14 protein-coding genes are annotated in these 14,259 nt (G+C 73.7%); 6 read left to right on the plus strand and 8 right to left on the minus strand.

What is annotated here, in order from left to right; genetic code table 11:
* Window positions 1-6: 6 nt before the first annotated feature.
* Window positions 7-1,512 (minus strand): PLP-dependent aminotransferase family protein, encoded by a 1,506-nt coding sequence (locus SGLAU_RS05610; RefSeq protein ID WP_043498877.1) that lies wholly within the window; start codon window positions 1,510-1,512, stop codon window positions 7-9.
* 98 nt (window positions 1,513-1,610) lie between these two features.
* On the opposite strand from SGLAU_RS05610, the gene SGLAU_RS05615 reads away from it, so the two are divergent.
* From SGLAU_RS05615 to SGLAU_RS05630, 4 genes are all read left to right on the plus strand, one after another.
* Window positions 1,611-2,264: a YczE/YyaS/YitT family protein gene (locus SGLAU_RS05615; RefSeq protein WP_043498879.1), complete on the plus strand. Its 654-nt coding sequence runs from the start codon at window positions 1,611-1,613 to the stop codon at window positions 2,262-2,264.
* The gene (locus tag SGLAU_RS05620) at window positions 2,261-3,028 is read left to right on the plus strand and encodes a glycerophosphodiester phosphodiesterase (RefSeq protein ID WP_043498880.1); all 768 of its coding nucleotides are present in this window, start codon (window positions 2,261-2,263) and stop codon (window positions 3,026-3,028) included. The genes SGLAU_RS05615 and SGLAU_RS05620 overlap by 4 nt, the downstream gene beginning before the upstream one ends.
* 54 nt (window positions 3,029-3,082) lie before the next feature.
* A complete protein-coding gene (locus SGLAU_RS05625) occupies window positions 3,083-4,435 on the plus strand; it encodes an MFS transporter (protein ID WP_043498881.1) in 1,353 nt (450 codons plus the stop codon).
* A 278-nt stretch (window positions 4,436-4,713) separates the two neighbouring features.
* Entirely contained in the window at window positions 4,714-5,088 is a 375-nt protein-coding gene (locus SGLAU_RS05630) for an RNA polymerase-binding protein RbpA (RefSeq protein WP_003977404.1), read from the plus strand.
* A 136-nt stretch (window positions 5,089-5,224) separates the two neighbouring features.
* On the opposite strand, the gene fxsA is transcribed toward SGLAU_RS05630, so the two are convergent.
* The 4 genes from fxsA to SGLAU_RS05650 form a co-directional block, all read right to left on the minus strand.
* Window positions 5,225-5,779 carry an FxsA family membrane protein gene (gene fxsA, locus SGLAU_RS05635; RefSeq protein ID WP_043498883.1) on the minus strand — a complete coding sequence of 185 codons (555 nt, stop codon included), beginning with the start codon at window positions 5,777-5,779 and terminating at the stop codon, window positions 5,225-5,227.
* 83 nt (window positions 5,780-5,862) lie between these two features.
* Window positions 5,863-6,705 (minus strand): polyprenol monophosphomannose synthase, encoded by an 843-nt coding sequence (locus SGLAU_RS05640; protein WP_078957612.1) that lies wholly within the window; start codon window positions 6,703-6,705, stop codon window positions 5,863-5,865.
* A 492-nt stretch (window positions 6,706-7,197) separates the two neighbouring features.
* Complete coding sequence (locus tag SGLAU_RS05645; RefSeq protein WP_043498887.1) at window positions 7,198-8,802, minus strand: amidohydrolase; 1,605 nt, start codon at window positions 8,800-8,802, stop codon at window positions 7,198-7,200.
* Window positions 8,803-8,848: 46 nt separating this feature from the next.
* Complete coding sequence (locus tag SGLAU_RS05650) at window positions 8,849-9,289, minus strand: Lrp/AsnC family transcriptional regulator (protein WP_043498889.1); 441 nt, start codon at window positions 9,287-9,289, stop codon at window positions 8,849-8,851.
* A 266-nt stretch (window positions 9,290-9,555) separates the two neighbouring features.
* Here SGLAU_RS05650 and SGLAU_RS05655 point away from each other — a divergent pair, with 266 nt between their 5' ends.
* A complete protein-coding gene (locus SGLAU_RS05655) occupies window positions 9,556-9,996 on the plus strand; it encodes a hypothetical protein (protein WP_043498891.1) in 441 nt (146 codons plus the stop codon).
* Between the two features lie 483 nt (window positions 9,997-10,479).
* Here the strand turns inward: SGLAU_RS05655 and SGLAU_RS05660 are convergent, their stop codons facing one another.
* Window positions 10,480-11,652, minus strand: coding sequence for an acyl-CoA dehydrogenase family protein (locus tag SGLAU_RS05660; protein ID WP_043498893.1), 1,173 nt, complete (start codon window positions 11,650-11,652; stop codon window positions 10,480-10,482).
* Window positions 11,653-12,005: 353 nt separating this feature from the next.
* On the opposite strand from SGLAU_RS05660, the gene SGLAU_RS05665 reads away from it, so the two are divergent.
* The gene (locus SGLAU_RS05665) at window positions 12,006-13,253 is read left to right on the plus strand and encodes a glycoside hydrolase family 18 protein (protein WP_043498895.1); all 1,248 of its coding nucleotides are present in this window, start codon (window positions 12,006-12,008) and stop codon (window positions 13,251-13,253) included.
* A 46-nt stretch (window positions 13,254-13,299) separates the two neighbouring features.
* On the opposite strand, the gene SGLAU_RS05670 is transcribed toward SGLAU_RS05665, so the two are convergent.
* Window positions 13,300-13,959, minus strand: coding sequence for a TetR/AcrR family transcriptional regulator (locus SGLAU_RS05670; protein WP_043498897.1), 660 nt, complete (start codon window positions 13,957-13,959; stop codon window positions 13,300-13,302).
* A gap of 116 nt (window positions 13,960-14,075) precedes the next feature.
* Window positions 14,076-14,216 carry an SCO1431 family membrane protein gene (locus tag SGLAU_RS34820; RefSeq protein WP_107408959.1) on the minus strand — a complete coding sequence of 47 codons (141 nt, stop codon included), beginning with the start codon at window positions 14,214-14,216 and terminating at the stop codon, window positions 14,076-14,078.
* Window positions 14,217-14,259: the final 43 nt, after the last annotated feature.

Genomic DNA, 14,259 nt, shown 5'->3' on the forward strand with positions numbered 1-14,259 from the left:
GGCTCCTCACGCCACGAACACCCGTGCCGCCTCCGCCCCGGCGGTCCCGCCGCTCTCCACCAGCCGGGCCGCCGCGGCCAGCCGTACGGCGGCCTCCTCGGCCACCGCGCCGCCGACCGTGAAGGGCAGCCGCACATACCCCTCGAACGCCCCGTCGACCCCGAAGCGCGGCCCGGACGGCACCCGCACGCCGACCCGCTCCCCCGCCTCGGCCAGCCGCGAGCCGGACAGCCCGCCGGCGCGCACCCACAGGGTCAGCCCGCCCCGGGGCACCTCGAACTCCCACTCCGGCAGCTCCCGCCGCACCGCGGCCACCAGCGCGTCCCGGTTCTCCCGGGCCTGCTCCCGGCGCAGCTCCACGGCCCGCGCCCAGCCACCCGTGCTGAACAGCCAGTGCACGGCCAACTGCTCCAGCACCGGTGTGCCCAGGTCGGCGTAGGCGCGGGCGGCGACCAGGCTGCGGATGACGTCCGGGGCCGCGCGCACCCAGCCGATGCGCATCCCGGCCCAGAACGCCTTGCTGGCCGATCCCACGGTGATCACCGTGGAGCCGGCGGGGTCGAAGGCGCACACGGGCGGGGGCATCGCCCCCTCCATGTCCTCGTCGAGCCACAGCTCGCTCATCGTCTCGTCGGCGACCAGCACGGTGCCCGCGGACCGGGCCGCCTCCACCAGCCGCCGCCGCTGGTCCTCGCCGACGAGCGCGCCGGTCGGGTTGTGGAAGTCGGCGACGACGTAGGCGATGCGCGGCGCGGCGTCCCGCAGCACCTGGCGCCAGCGGTCCATGTCCCAGCCGGTCAGTCCCTCGGCCATGGCGACGGGCACCAGCCGGGCACCGGCCTCGCGCATCAGCTGGAGGATGTTGGCGTACGACGGCGACTCGACGGCGATCCGCTCGCCCCGGCCCGCGAAGAGGTGGCAGATCGCGTCGATGGCGCCCATCGCGCCGGTCGTCACCATGATCTGCTCGGGCATGGTGGGGATGCCCCGCGTGGTGTAGCGCTCGGCGATCATCGCGCGCAGCGCGGGCAGCCCGGCCGGATAGTCGCCGTGCGTGTGCGCGTACGGCGGCAGCTCCTCGAGGGCGCCCTGCACCGCGCGCGTGAGCCACGGTTCGGGCGCGGGCAGCGCCGCGCAGCCCAGGTCGATCATCGAGCCCAGCGCCTCGGGCGGCAGCGGTTCCAGCCCCCGCGCGGGCAGCGGGTTCCCGGCCGGCACGGCCGTCCAGCTCCCCGCGCCGCGCCGGGACTCCAGGAAGCCCTCGCTGCGCAGCGCCTCGTACGCCGCCGCCACGGTCGTACGGCTCACGGACAGCGCCAGGGCCAGCTCGCGCTCGGCGGGCAGCCGGGCGGCCACCGGGACCCGCCCTTCCAGGACCAGCAGCCGCACGCCGTCGGCGAGCGCCCGGTAGGCGGGGGGACGGCGGCTGCCGGCGCCCGTCGGGCGGTCCTGCTGGGACTTGAGCAGCCGGGCGAGCTGCGCTGCCCCCACCGCCGAGGTCCACTGCGCCATGATTACCAGTCCACCTTCCCCGAATTGGCCATGGATGATGTTTCCCTCCACGCCACAGAGTGTCATGCGTCAGGCCACTACTACCAGGGGGGCACACCTTGTCCGCACAGGGGCATCTTCCACGCCGGCTGACCCAGCTCTACGCCGGGCTCGCGCTGTACGGCGCCAGTTCCGCGCTCCTCGTGGAGGCGGGCCTCGGCCTCGAGCCGTGGAACGTCCTCCACCAGGGCCTGGCGGAGCGCACCGGTCTGACGATCGGCGTGGTCTCGGTCATCGTGGGCGCGGTGGTCCTGCTGCTGTGGATACCGCTGCGCCAGCGCCCCGGTCTGGGCACGGTCTCGAACGTGTTCGTGGTCGGTGCCGCCATGGACGGCACGCTCGCGCTCCTCCCGGCGGCCCAGACCCTGGCCGTCCGGATCCCCCTGCTGCTGGCCGGCGTCCTGCTGAACGGCGCCGCCACCGGCCTGTACATCGCCGCGCGATTCGGGCCCGGGCCGCGTGACGGGCTGATGACCGGGCTGCACCGGCGCACCGGCCGTTCGATCCGGCTGATGCGGACGGCCGTCGAGGTGGCGGTCGTCGTCACCGGTTTCGCGCTGGGCGGCACCATCGGCGTCGGCACGCTGCTGTACGCGGTCTCGATCGGTCCGCTCGCCCAGCTCTTCCTGCGGGTGTTCGCCCTCCCGCCGGCATCCGACGGCAGCACGGTGGTCGCCGCCGGGCAACCGCGGCGGGCGATACTGCGTCGGTGACCGCGCGCATACGCCATCCCTACCTCGACCATCCCGGCCCCATCCCCTTCGCCCACCGGGGCGGGGCGGCCGACGGGGTGGAGAACACCGTGTGCCAGTTCCGGCGGGCCGTCGAGGCGGGCTACCGGTACATCGAGACCGATGTGCACACCACGCGCGACGGCCGGCTCGTGGCCTTCCACGACGAGACGCTGGACCGGGTGACCGACGGCGCGGGCCGGATCGCGGACCTGCCCTGGGCCGAGGTGCGCCACGCGCGCGTGGGCGGCCGGGAACCGGTGCCGCTGTTCGAAGAACTGCTGGAGACCTTCCCCGAGGTGCGCTGGAACGTCGACCTCAAGGCGGAGTCCGCGCTCCGCCCGTTCCTCGGCCTGGTCGCCCGGACCGGCGCCTGGGACCGGATCTGCGTCGGCTCCTTCTCGGAGGCCCGCGTGGTGCGCGCCCAGCGCCTGGCCGGAGAACGCCTCGCGACGTCGTACGGCACCCGCGGGGTGCTGAACCTGCGGCTGCGCTCCTGGGGCGTGCCGGTCCCGGTACGCCGCTCGGCCGTCGCGGCCCAGGTGCCCGAGTCCCGGTCCGGCATCCCGGTCGTGGACCACCGCTTCGTGCGCGCGGCCCACGCGCGCGGGCTGCGGGTGCACGTGTGGACGGTCAACGAACCGGAACGGATGCACCGGCTCCTGGATCTGGGAGTCGATGGCATCATGACCGATCACATCGACACACTGCGCAAGGTCATGGAGGACCGGGGCGTCTGGGCCTGAGGCCACGCACCCCGTCCGGCCCGCGCGCACCTGCACGGGGAGGCGAGGGCACCGGTGGGCAGCGACACCGTGCGGACCGGCGCGGAGGACGCGGACGAGTCCGCCGCGCGACGGCGCGAACAGCACGGCTGGTACGTCTACGACTGGGCGTGCTCCGTGTACTCGACGAGCGTGCTCACGGTGTTCCTGGGCCCCTATCTGACCTCGGTCGCCGAGTCGGCCGCGGACGCCGGCGGGTTCGTGCACCCCTTGGGCGTTCCGGTGCGCGCGGGCTCCTTCTTCGCGTACGCGGTGTCCCTGTCGGTGATCGTCGCCATCGTGGCGATGCCCCTGGTGGGCGCCGCCGCCGACCGCACGGGCCGCAAGAAGCCCCTGCTGGCCGCCGCCGCGTACGCGGGCGCGGCGGCCACCACGGGCATGTTCTTCCTCTCCGGGGACCGCTATCTGCTCGGCGGGGCGCTGCTGATCGTGGCGAACGCGGCCCAGTCGGTGGCGATGATGCTCTGCAACTCCTACCTGCCGCAGATCGCGCCGCCCGAGGAGCGGGACGCCGTCTCCTCGCGCGGCTGGGCCTTCGGGTACGCGGCCGGAGCGCTGGTCCTCGTCGGCAACCTGGTCCTGTACCTGGCCCACGACTCCTTCGGCCTCACCGAGGGCGAGGCGGTGCGGATCTGCCTGGCCTCGGCCGGCCTGTGGTGGGGCGCGTTCGCGGTGATCCCGCTGCGCAGGCTGCGCGACCGTCCGGCGGCGCGCCCGGCGCCGGCCCTCTCCGGGCGCCGGCAGCTGGTCGCGACCCTGCGCGACATGCGCCGCCATCCGCTCACGCTGGCCTTCCTGCTCGCGTACCTGGTCTACAACGACGGCATCCAGACGGTGATCACGCAGGCCTCGGTCTACGGGTCGAAGGAGCTGGGGCTCGGCCAGTCGACGCTCATCGGGGCGGTGCTGCTGGTCCAGGTGCTGGCGGTGGCGGGCGCGCTGCTGCTGGGACGGCTGGCCCGGCGGTACGGCGCCCAGCGCACGGTGCTCGGCTCGCTGCTCGCCTGGATCGTGATCCTCGCCGCGGGCTACTTCCTGCCCGCCGGGGCGCCGGTGTGGTTCTTCGTCCTGGCGGCCGGGATCGGCCTGGTCCTCGGCGGCAGTCAGGCGCTGTCCCGCTCGCTGTTCTCGCACCTGGTCCCGCCCGGCAAGGAGGCCGAGTACTTCTCGGCGTACGAGCTGAGCGACCGCGGCATGAGCTGGCTGGGCCCGCTGCTGTTCGGCCTGACGTACCAGCTCACCGGGAGCTACCGGGACGCGATCGTGTCGCTGGTCGCCTTCTTCGTGCTGGGTTTCCTGCTGCTGGCGCGGGTGCCGCTGCGGCGGGCGATCGGCGACGCGGGGAACCCGGTCCCCGAAAGGATTTAGCACTCTGCGGGAAAGGGCTGTAGTGTACGCGTTTGGCCTGCCAGGCGTACCGTTACTGCGCGTCAAAGATGCCGAAACGCTGGGTGACATCTCCGATCAGATGTGACAAACCGGGCGCCTGTGGGTACTGCACTGGTTGACAAGGCTGCGGCTACGACGGCGACGCATGACCCGGAACGTGACGCGGAACGGGAATCTTTACCGCCGACCGGACGTTGACCGGATGACGACGACAGCGACACCTGTCCTGTGGGCGACAAGCCCGGGAGGCACGATTCATGAGTGAGCGAGCTCTTCGCGGCACGCGCCTCGTGGTGACCAGCTACGAGACGGACCGCGGCATCGACCTGGCCCCGCGCCAGGCCGTGGAGTACGCATGCGAGAAGGGGCACCGCTTCGAGATGCCCTTCTCGGTCGAGGCGGAGATCCCGCCGGAGTGGGAGTGCAAGGTCTGCGGGGCCCAGGCACTCCTCGTGGACGGCGACGGCCCTGAGGAGAAGAAGGCCAAGCCCGCGCGCACGCATTGGGACATGCTGATGGAGCGGCGCACCCGCGAGGAGCTCGAAGAGGTCCTCGAGGAGCGTCTCGCCGTGCTGCGTTCCGGCGCGATGAACATCGCCGTTCATCCCCGGGACAGCCGCAAGTCGGCCTGAGTCCTGGCGGGGCCTGGCCCGGTATCCAGCGCACATGACCGCGGGCGCCGTACGTGACTCCACGTACGGCGCCCGCGGTCGTGGTGCGTCCAGGGCGCTCGGGCGGTCCCCGCCGCTCAGCGGGGGCGGTCCCCGCTCAGCGGTTCAGGTGCGGCCGCTGTTCGCGCGGCGCGTCCCCCGGCTCGTCGCGGACGACCTCGCCCTGCACGACCTTCCCGCCGGGGTGGTACATGCGGGCCTGCTGGAAGGCGTCGCCCAGCCCGCCGGGGGCGGCGTGCCGCAGCTTGCGGTCCACCGCCCGCTCCGCGTACCGCCCGAGGGCCCGCTGGACCGGCGGGACGAGCAGCAGCAGACCGGCCGCGTCCGAGATCGGCCCGGGCAGGATCAGCAGCAGGCCGCCGAGCATCGTCAGGCCGCTGCCGCCGCCGCTGGAGGGGGCGGTGCCCCGCTGCAGGGCCTCGTTGAGGTTCCGGAAGGCGCGCCGGCCGGCCCGCTTGATCACGACCGAGCCGAGGACGATCCCGGCGATCAGCAGCAGGAACACCGTGAACCCGCCGGCCGCGTCCGCGACCACGGTCAGCAGCCAGATCTCCAGCACCAGCCACGCGGCGACGGCGAGCGGCAGCACGGTGCGCGGCCGGGACCGTCGGGGCCGGGTGGCGGGCGGAGGGGTCGGAGCGCCAGTCATCATGGGTCCAGTGTGCCCGTGCCCGGCTCAGCACGGGATAAGGGCTCCCTCCGGGCCGCGGGCCGGCGCCATGGGCCGGCGCCCGGTCACGGCTTCGGCGCGTCGCCGTGCCGGCCGCCCATGAGCTTGCCGACCCGCTCCCCGACGCCCCACGTGGTGACCCGCCACAGGGCCTCCACCAGGATGTCGCGGCTCATCTTGGAGTCGCCGAGTTCGCGTTCGACGAAGGTGATGGGGACCTCGACGACGTGGTAGCCGGCCTTGATGGCGCGGCGGGCGAGGTCGACCTGGAAGCAGTAGCCCTGGGAGGCGACGTCGTCGAGACCGAGGCCGCGCAGGGTCTCCGCGCGGAAGGCCCGGTAGCCGCCGGTGATGTCGCGCAGCGGCAGGTCGAGCGCGATGCGGGAGTAGAGGCTGCCGCCCCGGGAGATGAACTCGCGGGACTTGGGCCAGTTCACCACCCGGCCGCCCGGCACCCAGCGGGAGCCCAGCACCAGGTCGGCGCCCTTGAGCGCGGTCAGCAGCCGGGGCAGCTCCTCGGGCTGGTGGGAGCCGTCGGCGTCCATCTCGATCAGCACGCCGTAGTCGCGTTCCATGCCCCAGCGGAAGCCCGCGAGGTAGGCGGCGCCCAGGCCCTCCTTGCCCTTGCGGTGCAGCACGTGGACCTGGTCGTCGGCGGCGGCGAGTTCGTCGGCGAGCTTGCCCGTGCCGTCGGGGCTGTTGTCGTCGGCCACGAGCACGTGCGCCTCGGGGACCGCCTCGCGCACCCGGCCGACGATCACCTTGATGTTCTCCGCCTCGTTGTAGGTCGGAATGATCACCAAGGCCGTTCCGAGCGGGCCGAAGCGCCTGCCCTGGGCCTCTCCCGCGCGGGTCCCTTCGCCGTCGTTCACTGCTGCCCCTTCATGTCCGTCGCAGATGTCCACCATAGTGGCCGCGGCCTGCGCTGACGTGACACGACGTACGGATGGTGGTGTCGGTCGCGCGCGAGCGGGCGGATCCGCGGTTCCCCGCGGTGCGGCGGATGGGGGCCCGGCGCCCTTCGGGCCGACCTGGGACCCGCTGGCTGCGGGTCTGCCGAAAGCCGTTGTCTACTGAGCGCCCGGGCCCCACCCGGGTCACACCTTCCCGGCCGGCCGGAGCGTTCCCCGGGTACGGCGCCGGCGCTGGGCCTGGCTCCCGGCGACGGCGCCCCGGTGCGGTGCGCCGTCACCGACCCAGCGGCGCCGCGGCGAGCGGGTGAGCGCTCCCCGATCGGGTGTCCGGTGGTGGACCCGGCCGAACCTACCGGCCCGGGACCGGCCCCCGCCAGCCGCCGCCCGACCTGCGGCTCCCGCACGAGTCCGCAGGTGGGGCGGGTGGACGCGCAGGTCGCGCGACGGCCCGCCGTCCCCCGGGCGCCCCACCGTCCGCGCGGGAGATCACTCGCCCGGCCGTACGAACACCGTCCGGCCGCCGACCACCGTGCGCAGGCAGACCGGCAGCTCACCGCCCGGGGTCAGGTCGGGCAGGCCGGGGGTGCCCGAACGGGGGTCGGTGGACCAGCGGGCGACCCGGTCGTCGGGGGCCTGCACGACGAGCGCGCCGGTGCGCCACACGGCGTAGTCCGCGGGCGCGCCCGGTACCAGCAGGCCCGCGTCGTCGCGGCCGACCGCCCGCCAGCCGCCGCGCGTGTGGGCCGTGAACGCGGCCCGCACCGAGACGCGGTGCTCGGGAGTGCGGTGGAACGCGGCGGCACGGACCGTGCCCCAGGGGTCCAGCGGGGTGACCGGGCTGTCGGAGCCGAGGGCGAGCGGGACCCCGGCCCGCAGCAGGGCCGCGAACGGGTTGAGCGTCCTGGCGCGCTCGGCGCCGAGCCGCTGGGCGTACATCCCCTCCGCGCCGCCCCACAGGGCGTCGAACGCGGGCTGCACGGACGCCGTGAGGCCGAGCTCGGCGAAGGCGGCGACGGTCTCCGGGGTGAGCATCTCGGCGTGCTCCACGCGGTGCCGGGCGGCCCGGACGCGGGCCAGGCCCACCTTCTCGGCGGCGGCGCGCACACCCGCGACGACGGTGGTGACGGCGGCGTCGCCGATGGCGTGGAAGCCCGCCTGGAGGCCCGCCTCGGTGCAGGCGACGACGTGCGCGGCGACCGCCGCGGCGTCCAGGTGGGCCGTGCCGGTGTGGGCGGCGTCGGCGTACGGCTCGTGCAGGCAGGCGGTGTGCGAACCGAGGGCGCCGTCGACGAAGAGGTCGCCCGCGGCGCCCAGCGCGCCCAGCTCCCGGGCCTTGTCGACGTCCTGCTCGGCCCAGTAGCCGACGACGCGCGGGCCGGGCTCCTCGGCGGCGAGACGGAGCAGCCCGGTGAAGTCGTCCTCGGAGGAGATCTCCGGGCCGCCGCACTCGTGCACCGAGCCGATGCCCAGGGAGGCCGCGTGGGCGAGGGCGGCGCGCTGGGCCTCGGTGCGCTGGGCGGGGGTGACGGCGGACAGCGCGGTGGCGCGCACGGCGTGGTGGGCGTCGTCGGTGAGCGGGCCGTCCCCCACCGGGCCGAGGCCCGGGGTCAGGTCGAGCAGGGCCGTGGTGACCACGGCGGAGTGCACGTCGATCCGACTCAGGTACAGGGGCCGTCCGCCGGTCGCCTCGTCCAGTTCGGCCCGGGTCGGCGGGCGGCCGCCGGGCCAGCGGGCGGCGTCCCAGCCGTGCCCCAGCAGCACCCGGTCGTGCGGGCGCGCGGCGGCGAACTCCCGGACCAGCTCCAGCGCCCGGCCGAGGTCCCGCGCGGCGGACAGGTCGAGCCCGGTGAGGGCCAGCCCGGTCGCGGTGGCGTGCACGTGGGCGTCGGTGAACGCGGGGGTGACGAGGGCGCCGTCGAGGTCGATCACCTCGTCGACGCCGTCCGCGAAGGCGTCGGCGGCGCCCTCGGAGCCGACCCAGGCGACCTGCCCGTGCTCGACGACCATGGCGGTGGCGAACGGGTCGGCGGGGCTGTGGACCTCTCCGCGGCGGAGGAGGACGGTCTTCGTCGGGGCGGTGCGCTCACTCATGGGACACAGTGTCGCGCCCCGCGCGCGCCGTCCCGCACCCAGGTGGTCAGATGCGCGGGGGCCGGGCCTCGTACGGTGTCGACAGGACCACAGTCGTACGGGTCGAGACCCCGGCGAGGCCGCGCAGCCGGGCCAGCAGCTCCTCCAGTTCGTGCGGGGTGGCGACCCGCACCTTGAGGATGTAGTTCTCGTCGCCCGCGACGCTGTGGCAGGCCTCGATCTCGGGCACGCCCGCGAGCCGGTCGGCGATGTCGTCGGGGGCACTGGGGTCGAACGGCTTGACCGAGATGAAGGCCGTCAGGGGCAGCCCGACCGCCTCGGGGTCGACGACGGCCGCGTACCCGCGGATGACGCCACGCTGCTCCAGCCGGCGCACCCGCTGGTGTACGGCTGACGTGGACAGGCCCGTGGCCTTGCCCAGGTCGGTGTAGCTCATCCGCCCGTCCTTGACGAGCAGCTGCACGATCTGTCGGTCCAGCTCCTCCATGGCGCTAGAACCTACAGTGCGGCTGATCTCCTCGGATAGCCGACCGGAACAGGTCATGCCCGGTTCGTGATGTGGGCGCCCGGATGGTGGGCCAACCGGGCGACCGGGACGCCGAGCAGGACTCTTGCGCGTGGCATGTGACGAACGCCACAGGGATCCGGCCGTCTCCGTGATGTTCTCGTGATTACCCCCTGAGTCCGGCGGGAAGTGCTTGCTGTGGTCGAGGCCGCAGCGCCCGAACGGCCCAGCCCGAGGGGGAGAATCCCATGCAGAGTCTTAAGCGCCCTGGTCGAACCGCACCCAAGCGGCAGCAGCCGGTCGTCGAACCCGAGCCGGAGGGCGTCGAACCCGACGCCTACGACGACGCGGACGAGTTCGACGCGTACGACACCTTCGAGATGTACCGGGTGATCTGCCCGGACTGCGCGCAGCCCATCGCCCTGCTGGCGGACGAGGAGGTCCTGCCGGAGCACGCGCTGTGCGCCTCGCCGTGGAATCCGTTCGGTCTCACGGTCTGCGCCGGCACCGGCCGCCGCGCCGCTGACGCCCGTCCCGCGGACGAGTCGTTCGAGCCCCAGGAGCAGGACACCGCCCTGCTGCTGACCCTGCCCCAGGGCCTCGACTGGCGGACGCAGCCGTTCTCGCACGTCGGCGGTCCGGGCTCGCGCCCGATGCGCGTCCCGGCGATGCGCCGCCGCGCCGCCTGAGCCACCCGCACACCTCCCGCACCGCCCCGCACCACGGCCGCCCGCCCGTGCCGTGGTGCCGCCCGCCGTGCCCCTGGCGCCGGGCATCCACGCGCGGGCCGGCATCGGCGGCGTCGGTGCGCGAGGCCGAGCCGGCTCCCGTTGTGCGCCGGCCAGACGCGGCGCACAACGGCAGGGTGCCGCGCGCCGGCCGGGCGCCCCGTGAACTCACACCCGATTCCGTGCGCCGGTGACCTGTCCGCCCGGCGCAGCGTTGCCCTGGTATGACCGTCACCTATTCCACGACCGGGCGTCGTCCGCTGTTCGTCCCGACTGTCGCAGAATCGGTTCCGCTTCCGGCCCCGTCCGTGGCCCCGTCGCCGCAGGACCCGCCGATCTACCGCGAGCTGCTGCACTCCTGGGCCACCCGCGGGCGCACCCTGCCGGGACGCCACGACCCGGAGTGGGTCCGGCTGGCGGCGCCCCTGGTCAGGCCCGGTCAGTTCAGCGGGTCTCCGGACCGGCGAGGTGACGGGCGATGACCATCCGCTGGATCTGGTTGGTGCCCTCGACGATCTGCAGCACCTTGGCCTCGCGCATGTAGCGCTCGGCGGGGAAGTCCGCGGTGTAGCCGTAGCCGCCGAGTATCTGGACGGCGTCCGTGGTGACCTTCATCGCCGTGTCGGTGCAGTGCAGCTTGGCCATGGCCGCCTGCTTCGCGAAGGGCCGGCCCGCGTCCTTCAGCCGAGCCGCCGCCAGGTAGAGGGCACGGCCCGCCTCGATCTGCGTCGCCATGTCGGCGAGCATGAAGCGCAGGCCCTGGAAGTCGGCGATGGGCCGGCCGAACTGCCGCCGCTCGCGCGCGTACCCCACCGCCGCGTCGAGCGCCGCCTGGGCGACGCCCACGGCGCAGGCCGCGATGCCGAGCCGCCCGGAGTCCAGTGCGGACAGGGCGATCGTGAAGCCCTGGCCCTCCTCGCCGATGCGCCGCTCGTCGCCGACGCGCACGCCGTCGAGGTGGACCTGGGCGGTGGGCGAGCCCTTCATGCCCATCTTCCTCTCCGGCGCCGCGGCGCTCAGCCCCTCGGCGTCGCCCGGCACCAGGAAGGCGGTGATCCCGCGCGGGCCGTCCTCGCCGGTGCGGGCCATCACGGTGTAGAAGTCGGCGATGCCGCCGTGGGTGATCCACGCCTTGGTCCCGGTGAGCACCCACCGGTCGCCGTCGCGGACGGCCTTGGTGCGCAGCGAGGCCGCGTCGGAGCCGGAGGCGGGCTCGGAGAGGCAGTACGCGCCGAGCAGACCGCCGCCGAGCATCGCGGGGAGGTGCTCGGCGCGCTGCTCCTTGGTGCCGTAGGTGGCGAGGGCGTGGGAGGCCAGGGTGTGGACGCTGACGCCGAGGCCGACGGTGAGCCGGGCCGCGGCCAGCTCCTCGAGGACCTGGAGGTAGACCTCGTAGGGCTGCTCCCCGCCGCCGTACTCGGCGTCGTAGGGCAGGCCGAGCAGGCCGGACTCGGACAGGAGGGTGAACGTCTCGCGCGGGAAGCGTCCGGCGTCCTCCTCCTCGGCCGCCTTGGGTGCGATCTCACGCTGCGCAATGTCGCGGACGAGCGAGATCAGGTCCCGGGCCTCGTCCGTGGGCAGTTGTCGGTCCACCGGCTGCGGGGCGTGGTCGGGCATGGCGACGCTCTCCTCCCGTTCGGGCGCTACGGCGGACGAGCGCCGTGGGTGGGGCGGCTCCGCCGGTCTCATGAGGGCCTGCCACCGGGCGGGCTCCCGGGTCACGGAAGCCGCTGACCAGCGGCTGTGCGCAGTGAGTATGCCCGATCCGGGCCTCCGCGTCACCGGTTAACGACCGCTTACTTCAAAGAATCCCGCGCCCCGTGGGCGGCCGGCGCATCCGCCGCGAAATTGGTCCGAACCATTGACCGGTTGGTCTAGTCCTCCCTACGGTGTCGGATCACCGCACGCGTTCTCGCGTTCCTGCCGACCGGCACGGCGTTCTTCCCCTCTCCCCCCACGAGGAGACACCGATGCGAACTCCCCACCGCGCCCACCGCTCCCGCGCCCCCTTCCGGGCGCTGGCCGCCGCAGCCTGTACCGCCGTCCTCGGCGGGGGGCTGCTCGCGGGCGCCGGCGCCACCACCGCGACCGCCGCACCCGAAGCGGAGGCGGCCGCCGGCTCCAAGGTCGTGGGCTACTTCACCGAATGGGGCACCTACGACCGCAAGTACCTGGTCAAGAACATCGACACCTCCGGCTCCGCCGCCAAGCTCACCCACATCAACTACGCGTTCGGCAATGTCTCCGGCGGCAAGTGCGCGATGGGCGACGCCTACGCGGCCACCGACCGCACCTACACCGCCGCCGAGTCCGTCGACGGCGTGGCCGACACCTGGGACCAGCCGCTGCGCGGCAACTTCAACCAGCTCCGCGAGCTGAAGAAGAAGTACCCGCACATCAAGGTGCTGTGGTCGTTCGGCGGCTGGACCTGGTCGGGCGGCTTCACCGAGGCGGCGAAGAACCCGGCCGCGTTCGCCCAGTCCTGCTACGACCTGGTCGAGAACCCCAAGTGGGCGGACGTCTTCGACGGCATCGACATCGACTGGGAATACCCGAACGCCTGCGGCGCCACCTGCGACACCAGCGGCCGGGCGGCGTACAGGAACCTGATGGCGGCGGTGCGCGCCAAGTTCGGCTCCGGCAACCTGGTCACCGCGGCGATCCCGGCGGACGCCACCACCGGCGGCAAGATCGACGCGGCGGACTACGGCGGCGCCGCGCAGTACGTGAACTGGTACAACCCGATGACGTACGACTACTTCGGCGCCTGGGACGCCACCGGCCCGACCGCCCCGCACTCCCCGCTGACCTCGTACTCCGGCATCCCGAAGGCGGCGAACCACACCTCGGCGACGATCGCCAAGCTGAAGGGCCTCGGCATCCCCGCCTCCAAGCTGCTGCTGGGCATCGGCTTCTACGGCCGGGGCTGGACCGGTGTCACGCAGACCGCGCCGGGCGGCACCGCGACCGGCCCGGCGGCGGGCACCTACGAGCAGGGCATCGACGACTACAAGGTGCTGAAGACCAAGTGCCCGGCGACCGGCACGGTCGGCGGCACCGCGTACGCCAAGTGCGGCAGCAACTGGTGGAGTTACGACACCCCGGCGACCATCGCCACGAAGATGGCCTACAAGAACCAGCAGGGCCTCGGCGGCACCTTCTTCTGGGAGCTGAGCGGGGACACGGCGAGCGGTGAGCTGATCAAGGCGATCAACTAGGGCCTGGCGGGCAGGAGGGGCGGCGGCCGGTCACGGCCGCCGCCCCTCAGGCGTCACGGCGGGCGGGCCGCGGAGCCGGGTAGGCCGGGTCCAGCTCCTCGATGGCGCGCATGGCGCCGCCGAGCGTCCTCACCAGCAGCTCCCGCATGAGATCGCGGGACAGCCCGGGGCGGTCGATCCAGTCCAGGGTGGCTCCCTCGACGCCGCACACCCAGCCGAGCAGCCCCATCCGCGCCAGCGGGGTGATCTCCCGGCGCCCGTACGCCCCTTCGGCGATGGTCGTGACGAGCGCCTCGCGGACTCCGTCGCGGATGGCCTGCACCTCGGTGTCGAAGCCGACGCCGCCGCTGACGATGGTGCGGTACGCGGCCTGGTTGTGCTCGGCGTAGCGCAGATAGCCGTCCACGGTGCGCTCCACCCGGTCGCGGGCCGGCAGACCGAGGCCCTTCGACGCGAAGGTGACCAGGTCGGCGACCGAGTCCTGGACGATCGCAAGGTAGTAGCCGCGCTTGGAGCGGAAGTAGTAGTAGATCAGCCCCTTGGCGACGTGCGCCTGGCGGGCGATGTCGTCCATCGACAGCGCGTCGTAGGACGTGTCGGCGAACAACTTCCGCCCGATGGAGATGAGTTCGGCGCGGCGCGTGTGGGAGCGCTCGGTTCCGCGCGGCCGGGGGCGAGCGGCGTCGCGCTGTTCACTGATCTTCACTTTCGACCCTGGTTCCAAGGGGCGGCGGGACATCCGCAGTATGGCAGGTCGAGACGGCCGGATATGCGTCAGGTCACAGCGGTGCGGTGGTGCGGCTCACCCCGGGCCCGGGCGGCTCAGAGCAGGCCGAGCTGCGTGACGAGCATCGCGACGACGGCCACGAGGATCCAGCCCACGGCGTGCTCGACGATCTTCGGGCCGTCGTCCTGGGGGCCGCCGGTGCGGGCGCGGACGGCGGTGAGCGAGGTGGCGGTCATGTGCTTCTCACTGGTCTCGTGCGTGCGGTGGACGTGCGGAGGC

Source organism: Streptomyces glaucescens, assembly GCF_000761215.1.
Taxonomy (GTDB): domain Bacteria; phylum Actinomycetota; class Actinomycetes; order Streptomycetales; family Streptomycetaceae; genus Streptomyces; species Streptomyces glaucescens_B.

Coding starts and splice junctions, on each gene's coding strand:
- SGLAU_RS05610 (WP_043498877.1), bottom strand. CDS start 1,512: ATGGCGCAGTGGACCTCGGCGGTGGGGGCAGCGCAGCTCGCCCGGCTG.
- SGLAU_RS05630 (WP_003977404.1), top strand. CDS start 4,714: ATGAGTGAGCGAGCTCTTCGCGGCACGCGCCTCGTGGTGACCAGCTAC.
- fxsA (WP_043498883.1), bottom strand. CDS start 5,779: ATGATGACTGGCGCTCCGACCCCTCCGCCCGCCACCCGGCCCCGACGG.
- SGLAU_RS05640 (WP_078957612.1), bottom strand. CDS start 6,705: ATGGTGGACATCTGCGACGGACATGAAGGGGCAGCAGTGAACGACGGC.
- SGLAU_RS05645 (WP_043498887.1), bottom strand. CDS start 8,802: ATGAGTGAGCGCACCGCCCCGACGAAGACCGTCCTCCTCCGCCGCGGA.
- SGLAU_RS05650 (WP_043498889.1), bottom strand. CDS start 9,289: ATGGAGGAGCTGGACCGACAGATCGTGCAGCTGCTCGTCAAGGACGGG.
- SGLAU_RS05655 (WP_043498891.1), top strand. CDS start 9,556: ATGCAGAGTCTTAAGCGCCCTGGTCGAACCGCACCCAAGCGGCAGCAG.
- SGLAU_RS05660 (WP_043498893.1), bottom strand. CDS start 11,652: ATGCCCGACCACGCCCCGCAGCCGGTGGACCGACAACTGCCCACGGAC.
- SGLAU_RS05665 (WP_043498895.1), top strand. CDS start 12,006: ATGCGAACTCCCCACCGCGCCCACCGCTCCCGCGCCCCCTTCCGGGCG.
- SGLAU_RS34820 (WP_107408959.1), bottom strand. CDS start 14,216: ATGACCGCCACCTCGCTCACCGCCGTCCGCGCCCGCACCGGCGGCCCC.